At 40.5% G+C, this 11,167-nt stretch carries 9 protein-coding genes and 1 pseudogene; 6 read left to right on the forward strand and 4 right to left on the reverse strand.

Annotated features, from left to right (window positions below):
- Positions 1-247: efflux RND transporter permease subunit (locus LHW48_01625; protein ID MCB5259164.1), on the forward strand; the 247-nt coding region annotated here is incomplete at its 5' end.
- 332 nt (positions 248-579) lie between these two features.
- Here LHW48_01625 and LHW48_01630 read toward each other — a convergent pair.
- Positions 580-1,218 carry an XRE family transcriptional regulator gene (locus tag LHW48_01630; protein MCB5259165.1) on the reverse strand — a complete coding sequence of 213 codons (639 nt, stop codon included), beginning with the start codon at positions 1,216-1,218 and terminating at the stop codon, positions 580-582.
- A 513-nt stretch (positions 1,219-1,731) separates the two neighbouring features.
- On the opposite strand from LHW48_01630, the gene LHW48_01635 reads away from it, so the two are divergent.
- From LHW48_01635 to LHW48_01645, 3 genes and pseudogenes are all read left to right on the forward strand, one after another.
- Complete coding sequence (locus LHW48_01635) at positions 1,732-2,073, forward strand: helix-turn-helix domain-containing protein (GenBank protein MCB5259166.1); 342 nt, start codon at positions 1,732-1,734, stop codon at positions 2,071-2,073.
- Positions 2,018-2,176 (forward strand): annotated as a pseudogene (locus tag LHW48_01640) (transposase). The gene LHW48_01635 and the pseudogene LHW48_01640 overlap by 56 nt, the downstream one beginning before the upstream one ends.
- A gap of 112 nt (positions 2,177-2,288) precedes the next feature.
- Positions 2,289-2,540 carry a hypothetical protein gene (locus tag LHW48_01645; protein MCB5259167.1) on the forward strand — a complete coding sequence of 84 codons (252 nt, stop codon included), beginning with the start codon at positions 2,289-2,291 and terminating at the stop codon, positions 2,538-2,540.
- 44 nt (positions 2,541-2,584) lie between these two features.
- Here LHW48_01645 and LHW48_01650 read toward each other — a convergent pair whose 3' ends face one another.
- A complete protein-coding gene (locus LHW48_01650; GenBank protein ID MCB5259168.1) occupies positions 2,585-7,072 on the reverse strand; it encodes a T9SS type A sorting domain-containing protein in 4,488 nt (1,495 codons plus the stop codon).
- Positions 7,073-7,082: 10 nt separating this feature from the next.
- Positions 7,083-8,675, reverse strand: coding sequence for an FG-GAP-like repeat-containing protein (locus LHW48_01655; protein ID MCB5259169.1), 1,593 nt, complete (start codon positions 8,673-8,675; stop codon positions 7,083-7,085).
- An 866-nt stretch (positions 8,676-9,541) separates the two neighbouring features.
- Between LHW48_01655 and LHW48_01660 the strand changes: the two genes are divergently transcribed.
- Positions 9,542-9,775 (forward strand): hypothetical protein, encoded by a 234-nt coding sequence (locus LHW48_01660; GenBank protein MCB5259170.1) that lies wholly within the window; start codon positions 9,542-9,544, stop codon positions 9,773-9,775.
- Positions 9,776-10,184: 409 nt separating this feature from the next.
- Here the strand turns inward: LHW48_01660 and LHW48_01665 are convergent, their stop codons facing one another.
- A complete protein-coding gene (locus LHW48_01665; protein ID MCB5259171.1) occupies positions 10,185-10,361 on the reverse strand; it encodes a hypothetical protein in 177 nt (58 codons plus the stop codon).
- 515 nt (positions 10,362-10,876) lie between these two features.
- Here LHW48_01665 and LHW48_01670 point away from each other — a divergent pair.
- On the forward strand, positions 10,877-11,167 hold a 291-nt coding region (locus LHW48_01670), incomplete at its 3' end, for a hypothetical protein (GenBank protein ID MCB5259172.1).

Raw genomic sequence — 11,167 nt, forward strand, 5'->3', positions numbered from 1 at the left:
AAAACTGAAGCCGATAATAATGAGTACCTTAGCCATAATGATTGGAATGTTACCTATGGCTTTAGGTATTGGAGCAGCTGGAAGAGAACTAAGGAGACCTATGGGAATTGTAATCATCGGTGGTCTGCTGGTCTCTACTTTTATGACCTTGTTCATTATTCCCGCTTTTTATTATCTTGTTATTCAAAAAGAAAATAACAAAAAAAATGGGAAAAATAACCAGGTGCCACAAATAGAAAATCAATAAAATAACTTCACTCGGGAAGCTGAAAATATTATTATAAACTCTCACCCAAAGTTGCAAGCCTGTCTCACTTGGACAAGTGGGTTAAGGCTTTATGAAGTGGGGAGATAGCTTGGACTAGGTTTGGACTTGGACATCGGCTGTTTTGGACGTATTTGGACGTCTTTGTATCAGTGATTATTGCAAATAGGCCTGATTTTGGACTGGAGTTGGACATCCGCCAGCTCCAGCCCAAAATGCCGATTTAAAAAAGCCGCAACTGAAGTGACAAAACTCCAATCAGAAATGCTTCGAGACCCTGATCTTGGTCTATAATCTGGACTTTGTAGTCTATATTAAATGGCTGTAAAATAATACGTATATTGGCAGGATCGAGTTCCACTTTCTTGAGGGTGACCCCCATCGTCGGCTCTGACCGGGCAGACCTTTTCATTGGCAATTTCCCAATCCATCTCCTGTTTGATGACCACGATGTCCTCATGCAGGATATTGGGTTCCATGCTGTGTCCATTTATTCTAAATGCCATATACTTATCAGTCTGGCCAGGGAGCAAGGAACGGGGGAGCTCAATGTTCTCGCCTAAATCCCGGCAGTCGACGATGTGCTCTCTGGGGCCGGCGGAAATATCGCCAATAATCGTGAGGTTCACGGTGCGAGTGTAATCTATTGTAGGTGCTTGGATTAGCCCGGTCTTGCTATCGACGACCTTGAGTTTCTCCTCCAGTCTTTCTTTCATCCAACCGTCAAAATACTGCACGATCCGGGTAGTTCCCTTACCCGTCAGAAGCCAATTTACATTCACTTCGGACTCGGATAACTTGAGCAGAAGTTCAGGATCTGGGTAGCGTTCTCCGGCTTTATACCTCGATAATGAGGCGGCCGAGATACCATATTTTTTGGCGAACTGATAGTTCTTTAACTTCATACTCTTCATCAGTATAGCCAATCGTTGTCCAACCTCTTGGGCTGCCATAATACCTCTATTGTTCAATTTGCCATTAACATATTTCCATACGGATTTATAGTGAACTAAGAACATCAATAAATAGCCGTATAGTTGTGACAATGATTATTTTCGGAGGCTGTCTATCCCAATGGCATTCGTGCCGGAAAGTTTGGCAGCCTCTAAAAAAGTGCCGGAAAAATCCGCCAGACGGCGGAAAGGACTTCCCAAGATATTGGATGCAAGGTAGTTAGCACCCTATTAAGATTAACCAGAGAGGTAAAAATGAACGCTAAACAGAGCCGAAAATCAAGCTACCCAGCCTGCCAAGCGCAGAATGTCCAAGTCCAAAAATATCCACTCGGACTTGAACAAAACAGCTTCAAGCTCTCACTGCGTATAGCATCCGGGCACAATACCCATTCTTTAGGCGAAATTGTGTCCAAGTGCTTCGCAAAATGTCCAAGTCCGTGTCCAAGTCCGGCACTCTCAATTTGTCCAAGTCCAAACGCAGATAATCGGATCACATGGGAAGGATATGAAATGGAGAGAGATTTTACGATGATCTGGCTGCCGCTTGCAAGGGTGGCAGAACTGACAGGCAAATCAGTAAAGACGATCCGCAGGCTGGTGAAAGAAGGAAGCCTGCCAGCGGTCAACAGACTGGTGCCCAGTGGGAAGAGCCATAGCACCAAGATCTTTGTCCTGGCGATAGGCGAACTTCTTGAACTGGAGATCGCCGACTGCAAGAACAAGAACCAGCAGGGAATCTGCCTGGATCGGGAGTTGATGGATATCGGCCCTGACAAGCGGAACTGCCGGTTCATCACAGCAAAATGCCTTTGTAGAAAGTTTCAATGGCAAGTTCAGAAAAGAATGCCTTGACCTGAATTGTTTTGGAAATTTACTTGAAGCGAGAGATGTGATTATGAATTGGCGGTTAGATTACAACACGAATCGCCCCCACAGTTCCCTAAACTACATAACTTCAACGAAATTCCGAGAAAACTATGAAAACAATGTCGTTAGCAATCGTGTCATCTTACAATTGGTGTAAAAAATGGGACAGGGTCAATTAGGGTAGCGGTTCAAACGACGTGGTGGAATACATCAAGTATCATGAGGATCAGGGCACCGTGCAGATCAACCTAGATAAGCATTTTGAGGGTATCACTCCTAAGCTTTGGAACTATCACATCGGAGGCTATCAGGTACTGCATAAATACATCAAAGAGCATAAGAACAAGATCCTAGCCGATCCCATCCATTACTGCCGTATGTTTACTGCTCTTGCTATAAATATCGATCTTCAGGCTCAAATAGATCAAATCATAGGAAGTGTTATCCAATAGAAAAGCCCGGGTTGCCCCGGGCTTTTTCAATTGGTCGTTAGTTATTATTTCATAAGCATTGCCTTGCGAATTGAGGTATTACCTCCTGATTCAAGCTTGAAAAAGTAGATACCGGAACCCACGTCGCGACTATTTGTGTCTTTGCCATTCCAAACCAGCCTATGAATTCCACTGGCCATTTCAGTATTAATTAATTCCTTTACTTTCTGTCCTTTGATATTGTAGACAGATACTCGGACTTGCCCGGTCTCCGGGATACTGAATGCTATCGTGGTTGAAGCGTTGAAGGGATTGGGATAATTACTTTGAATTTGAGGTATCGGCGCAACTACGAACATGTTTTCCGGATCATTCTGGTGTAGAACCCGGTTGTATTTATCCCAATTGTTGCTATGCATTACATTAAAAACCTGGATATCAGGATACTGATACTGAACATATTTGGTCGTAATAGGACGCTTATCTTCTTCCATTGCTGCCAGTTGAAGCACGATCTCTAGATCCAGGACAGCTCTTAGTGAATCGATTTCACTGATTGGGTTGTCGATGCGAAGTTGAATGAGATCGACTGCAGCTTGGAAGTCCTTATTGAGCACGAACACTTTAGCCAGGTAATCCTTGAGGATAGCACTGAGGGGTGGATAATCAATAGCATATTGAAGAGCCTTCGTATCGAAATAGTCAGTCAGTTCCCAAGCTGGATTCGGAATCATCATAGTGCAACGATACAAACCATCGATAGCGCTTGTTACGTATGATTGCTCTTCCTCTAATTGATCATCTATTATAGCTTTATAAGTAGTTCCGGCCAGTTCATACAATTCCTGGGACTCATAGCTGAGTGCCAAGAAAAGCCTTTCATTTTCCGGAGGTTCCGGAGGCGGAGCAGGCATGGAAGGTGAGGGATCATACAAGTTCACATATACATAGTCACTGTAAGCCGGATCATTAAAAGTCACTTGGTTGGCTTGGAACCAGTTTTTACTGGCATTGATTTTGAAATCTATAGTGACTGGGAAGTTATAATAGTTTGTATCAAAGCTGAAATCTATGGCACTTAAACCCGTTGAATTATCTGTTAGATGATAGAAGTCATTGTGTCCCTTGAAGAGCTGAATCGTAGATTCATAGGGCTCAGTATCGTAAAATACGATATTGGCATTATGATTCATCATGACGTTATTAGCATCGAAACTGAGGTTCAAATTTGAGCCCGCATGATTAACAATGCCTGAGTTATTGCGATTGAAGTAGTTTTCCTTCAGCCGATGATTAGAGCCTCTACTCTCCATTCCCATTTCACAATTGTGGAAGTTTGATTCGTTTACACTGGAATTAGAGTTACTGACGAGTGTAAACTCAGTTAGTATACCTCGATTTAGGTTAGAGAAGTTGCACGCAGAAATAGTTGGAGATGAGGCAACAAGATAAATTCCGGTACCTTGTTTACCGGTTTGATGGTTGGAAAATATACACTGCTGGATATTTGTGGCATTTTCATTGTCAAACAGTTCTATACCATTATAGCAATTGACAAAGTGACATTCTGAAACCGAGTCGGTTGCGCAAGGAATTACCGATTTGCGTATCCCGTAAAGAAGATTCTTAAAATCAACATTGCTTATGTAGACTGGATTTTTCATTTGACCCAGCTTAATTCCATATGAAGTTAAATTCGAATCTCCGTAAAATCCACAGTTAGGTTCAGTATTGATGATTTCAGTCTGATATCCCGTAATACTATTCTGGAGCAATAATCCCCATGAATTCGCTGGCATATTGAAGCTACTATTGGAGATAAGTAGGTTAGAATTAGACACTTGATGGTAATGAGCATTTGAGATGATGGCATCGCTAATATACACCCAATCAGATCCAGTAACTCTAATCCCTGCCCAGGTTGTTGAATCGTCTGTTTTGTCCATTGATCCACCGTTAATAGTCAGTGAGCCTCCATTGACTTCGATAAATGATCCTTGACCCCAAGTACAGATTGCATCGTCAAAGCTAATCTGACCACCCTCTTCAACTATAAATGACACATTGTCGGCAATTGTTAACTCGCCGGAGATGTTTAATGTAGCGCCACTATTTACATGTATAGTTGTGTATGGGAAAATGGTTGTTCTTGTGCCAGCCTGTATCGTTACGCTAGTACCAGTACCGATGGTTATCGATCCCGACAAGTATGCAACATTCTTAACAACTGAATTGCTGGTCACTGTCGAGGGCAAACTTGAACACATCTGAAGAAGTCGTCCGTCACCAGGCCCAATTTCTACGTTGATCACTCCTGAATCTGTTTGGAAAACTGAGTTATCATATGCGTCATAAAGAGCAACATGAGTTCCGAATATATTATGGCTGGAATTGTTCGGCTCAAAGCAAACGGTTTGAGATGAAGCATCTCTGAAAAAATAATCAACATATCTAACCGGTGTACCATTTGCTGGGACATCATTTCCAGTCCTTTTATAGACAGCCCTTCGGTTTACAAGCATGAAATACGGGATCCCTTGGTTATCATTATAATAACCACATTGAACAAACCCGGTATAACCAGTATTATCTTCCTCTGCTTCAACCACTAGATTATCGAGAAGGACGCTATTTAGGTTGATCTGATCAGCGTTATTTAATGCAGGAGTAGGTTCAACACCGGTTGTCATGAGTTTATTAGCGTTAAGCCAGTTCAATTGTCTGATTTTCGGACCATACTGAGCAATTTTACTGTTAGCTTCAGCTAACATTTTGTATGCTGAAACATTGTCAGTAATTCTCAAATTGTTATACTGATCGGTAAAATTACCTCCATCTTGATCTTGGGATAACGGAGTTACCCAATAACCATTTTCAAGTAGCTGCGTTGGATTTGAAGCAACACAGAAATCTACCATACCATCAGCTGCGTAGCATAGAGGTAAATATTTAAGCACCTTTAACATACTCAAGGGAGGCATATTATATGACCAGTTATCTGAGTTCTGGAGAACAATGCCAAATGTTTGTGGGATATAAAATATTTCGGTGTCTGGATTATTCGATTGTTGCACATCCTTCACAAGGCTGTAATAATAGTAGTGTATCTTGCTATCGATTTTCGACTGCACTGTTTGGCTACTGCCGTTCCATACTATATTTCCCTTTAAAGGAAAGACATCAACCATAATCCTATCAGGAGTTGCCTCGTATAAAAAACGTTTGGGATAATTATACGGAGTACTGTCATGTTTTATTAGCCCGTAGTCTTTTAAATTCGTTGCTGTAACCATTTTACGGGTAGGATTAATGCTATTCAAATGATTCTGCATATGCTTATATATCTGAAGCTGCCCAGCACGTGGCTCATCCATGCTCATGAGATAGAGCAGATTGTTACTGGTGTCGTTAGTAGTGATATAGTTTATCTGTGAGTCAATTTGAGAAACATATGGAGAGTTTGAATTTGTTCTCACTGACCTATTGAAGTCGTCTTCTATGGTTATATAATCAATTATGATTTTACCGTTCCCGTACCAATAGACTTCTGGATTTATATGATAGAACTCACGGGTGAAAGAATACGTAGAACCCTTCATATACGATGTGAGGGTAGACAAATTTACGAAGTATTCAAAAATGTAGTTGCCATAGGAATCCTTCATTGCGGATGGATATGTTTGTGCTATAATACTGGTACCATAAAGTGAGTCTACTGGTGTTAGGGTTACATTTACATAATTCGATGAATCAGTGAGTACATAATTTTCATATTCGGAATATGTAGCAGAATTGGGTGGGTTGTATAGCTTCAAGCTGATATCAGCAACTGGTGTGCCATTGGGTATGTTTTCGAATCTCAAAGCAACGGTCAGATATAACTTATTATCATTTATGATAGGTGTTTCTATAAAATTTAGTAACACTATATCTTTACTTAACCCGCTCGGCCATTCCACCCCAGAGGGTTTCCATCTTCTTCTTGGATTAAACATAGCTTTTCCTGCCATATGTCCTTGAGATGAGTCACAAATCCATGCATAACTGTTTGAGTATGATATGTTATCTGACGGATTATTAGCAATGCAATCTCCTGTCTCATGCTGTGTCACATAATCAAAAGACTCCATACAGACCGACTCATTTTCTGTGCTCAAATCATCAATGACAAAGCTTCCACTTGTAGATGTTAACAACTGATATTCGGCTTCAATTTGTAGTCTGTTACCGAATGTTAAGCTACTAATTCCAACTTTGTTAGCTGTAGGTGACCACGTATTGTCAAAAAGCATACTTTTGATGTCTGATTCATGAAGCTTTTGAAAAATAGTTGATAATCGATCTGAGTACCCTGAAGTCAAGCCGTAAACAGTGGCATTATATCCAGCATTGTTAAGATACACCCCAAGTGAATCGAAGTTTGCAGCATAGTTATTACCAGCATATCTTATCTGATACTGAGAATATGCTCCTATAAGAAATTCATTGGCATCTACTGCCCACACACTTACACCCAATAAAAAACACATACAAAGGGTATAGTACTTTTTCATGATAATCTCCTTATTTAATAATGGTAAATTTCTTACTGGTCGACATGTTGTCAATCCTTATCCTGCATATGTATACTCCTGACGCAGTGTTGGTGAGATTAACAGTGCTGACCAATTCATATGATGACATGCAATTTTTTTGGGATCGATGGATAACTTGGCCTTTGAGGTTAAAGATTTCAACTATTAGAGGCACTCCTCTGTTTATGTCGACTCCAGATATTGAAATTATGATTTCAGCGTTTGTTAGTACGGGGTTGGGACTCAATCTCATTTGTAATTGATCTGATAGTTGTTGATTAGTGGGATCATCATTGGCAACCATTCCAGGATTACCGGCATAGATAAACACATAACCAGGGAAATCATGATATGGCCAAATACCTTCCTCCATAGGTGCAGAGACTGCTATGTCATCAAACCCATCGTCATTAAAGTCCCCAACTGCAACATTATAACCATAATTTTCATGAGTATCAGGTTTTTGCCAATCCGCTTGTCCATCCATATAAATGCTACCGAGCCAGACGGCAAATCTTCTATGTAAATAACTAGCCCCAACTACGTCACTGATACCATCTCCATTGAAGTCGCCACAATTCACTCCAAGAACAAATGCATTACCATAAAAAATAGGAGATAAAATAACGTTGGGACTTAGAGGAAGATTGGTACCTGTTCCATACCAAACCAACATTCCGGAATTGTCTATATAGCCCAGAAAATCGTCGAATCCATCATTATTTAGATCCCCAAGAGGTCTACATATACGTGTGATTGGGTTTGGAGTTTGAATCAATAACATAAAATTAGAGAATATTCTACTACTGTTTCCATAATACACTCTGACGGTAGAATTTTGTTCGAATTCCTGTTCTTCTTCAAGATATCCAATGGAAAAGTCATGATATCCATCGTTATTGATATCGCCTATCCCGATGATTGCCTTAGTATCGTTATACAATCCCACTCCAGACAGGATCACTTGGCGTTGAAATGTCCCTCCCCATAAAATATCGAACTGCAAAATGTTATTCAGAGTATAAGAAATTCCCAAATCATCAAACCCATCACCATCAACATCATAGAGCATATCAATCGTGTAAATTACCTCATTCAGTTGTGGGGTTTCAACCCTATCGGGGATTGATAAATTGCTTGTTCCTCCATAAAAGAACATGTATCTGGCACTTCCTGAAACATCAGGAACCCCGTCAGTTATCATTAGGTCTTGATAGCCATCCCCACTAACATCGCCAACATTTCTTATTGAGCCAATCCTCCTCTGCATTCCTTCAGGATAATCTCCCTCCAAGGTCATGGCGGGCTCTGATGCGGAGCTAAAATCGGAGCCACCATAATAGACGTAAACCTTACCTCGAGACGGACTTTGCTGATACTGATAACCATATGCCATAGAAAACACTATTAAATCATCAATACCATCGTGGTTAAAGTCTAAATTTACTATGCTGTAACCAAAAAAAGATCCGTTATGCTCCCCCTCTAGTTGTGCTATCAGCGGCATGTCATTTATGGCATGCATAACATAGATGGGCATAATTATCAAAAAGAAAGTTAAAGCAAATCTGTTCGAAATCATAATTCCTCCTAGTTTGATTCTTATCTTGTCAGATATTTCCTTTTACCACTCAAAACGGTTGATCATCTAAAATTCTTCTGGGTGTAACTTCCATATCATTAAGTATGATAAAATCCAGCTTCAGCAGGCATCACTCTATGTTCTTGATCATACTTTTCAACCATATTGTTATAACTATACCTATATTATTAAAATAGTCGACGGCTTACAAAAAGCAAATAAAATTTTAGAATACCAATTTTCTTTCGCATCGTTATGCATCCGTATTTGTGTAAATACAGGGTAGTGGCTTCCTTGCACCATATAGAGTATCCAAGACTACCCGCAAGAAGATACGATGTAAGCAACGCTGCTGGAACGCATCCAAGAACAATTAGTCAGACACGAAGGTCTGAAGTTAAAGCCCAATTGTTGTACGGCAGGTAAATTGACCATCGGAGTTGGCCGCAATCTCGATGACTGTGGTATCTCCCAGACCGAAGCTTATTTGCTCTTGGAGAATGATATCCAGAACGGCGAGAAACAGCTTCTGGATAAATTTCTGCGATATACAATGGCTTAGATGAAGTCCGTAAATCGGTATTGCTGAATATGTGTTTCAACTTGGGTATTGGTGTACTGCCTGAATTCTACAATACATTAGCATTCATTGCTACTGGAGACTGGGAACGAGCTGCCAATAATATGCTTGCTTCCAGTTGGGCAAAGCAAGTGGAAATGAGAGCTATTGATCTATCTGAGCCTATGAGGAAGGGCCAGTTATTCCCATCCCGGTAGAGACGGATGTCCTACTCGCCATCATCAACCTGCTCAAGGAAATGGCTAAAAATGGTATCTTCAAAGAGCACCAAGGACTGATTCTTGAGATGATTCACTCACTTGTATTGACGGGAAGCAAGATTGCTAATGAAGCCATTCGCGCCGAGCACCTGAAGAATGGGCTATTATCACTCACCAAGCTGCAATGCGAGATTCAGGACCAATATAAGGGAGTAGGCGACAACAACCAAAGCAGCCCCGACATAATAAGCGAAGACAAGATCATCATTCACGTCCTGGATAAGGAGTATCAGGAGTTGCCCCCACATCATCCTCACTAACCAGTGTAATGTCTTTATCTACATATCTGAGATTAAACTCGATGGGAACAGGGTTACAATTCTGATTGGGATCAGCCAAGTATATACTGCTACCGATCCTTTCTATAAGCTCCTTGTCCTCGCTAAATGATGCTAAAGATAAAAACCCGGCAGAACCGGGTTAATGAGTAGGTTAGATAAAGATTATCTCTTCTTTTTTAGGCGGCAGATCAGCTCAGCAATCAAGTTGATCATCTCCTTGTAGTCTCCGAATTCTCAGGCATCATCGGCTCGGGTTTTGATCTCATCATCGGTCATATTCTCAGACTGCAGCCAGGGGCCACGGAACTTGTTCCACTAACTCTTGTAGTGGTATTCATCAGCGTAGGGATCGGGCTCAATAGACTCATTATTAAAATCAAAGCCACTTTTATCCATCTCGATCACCTTCATGGTAGTTCCTAACTTCAATGAGTCTGATTGCTTGGGCTATCTCTTCAATTGGCTGCTCTGTCTCATCATCTTGCATCAGAATAAGCTGACTGCCTGATTGAACCATCTCCTCCAGCGTTGCCAAACCTTTGCGATTCTTGTTTTGCTTGGTCATCTTGATCTCCTTTATCGGTTAACCGACTGTGTAATATTGAGATCTACATAACCAGACCGATAAAGTCAGTCAGTTCCTTTCCGCTCAATATGATAAGAAAAAGCAAGATTCTTTGATTGACAGAAATCATGCTTAAAAAGACATTGCAGGCAGCCTACAGACACTACATAGAATGCCCTCCGATACGTGGTAACGCCGCCCAGTGTTTCCCACATTTTTTATCACGAATCAGGATGGATTGTTTATGCGATTTTCGATTATACTTTCTTGCAATTATCGGTGATACTTCCTTACAATTTTCAGTAATACGCTTGCAATTTTCAATAATACAAACTTCCCGATCAGAGCATGCGAGAAATGCCACATTTTGGAGGCTTGTAATTTTCGGTGAGACGATTTACAATTTTCGGTGATACTTTATAATTATAACTCAACTTCCTGAGTTTTTTTCTTGACAATTATTATTCTTTTATAATACTTAATTAATAATAAAATCTCAGATAAAGGAGATTCTAATGAAAAAGATAACATTGTTGATGACCCTGTTGATATTAACATCATTTTTAATGGCAGTCCCAGTTGCTAAACATCAGAAACAGTTGGATATTGGAGCAGGTCTTTTCAATACTCATTTACCCATTTATATGGGATTGGATTATGGTTTGACTGAGAATTCCACTGTAGGTGGTGGATTATCTACTTCATTCTATGATTATGGTAACTGGTTTGATATCTATGGAAACTGGAATTACCATTTTGTTAATCTACTCTCTATGCCACATAATACCGACTTTTATGCGGGATTA

The sequence above is a fragment of the Candidatus Cloacimonadota bacterium genome, from assembly GCA_020532355.1.
GTDB lineage: Bacteria > Cloacimonadota > Cloacimonadia > Cloacimonadales > Cloacimonadaceae > UBA5456.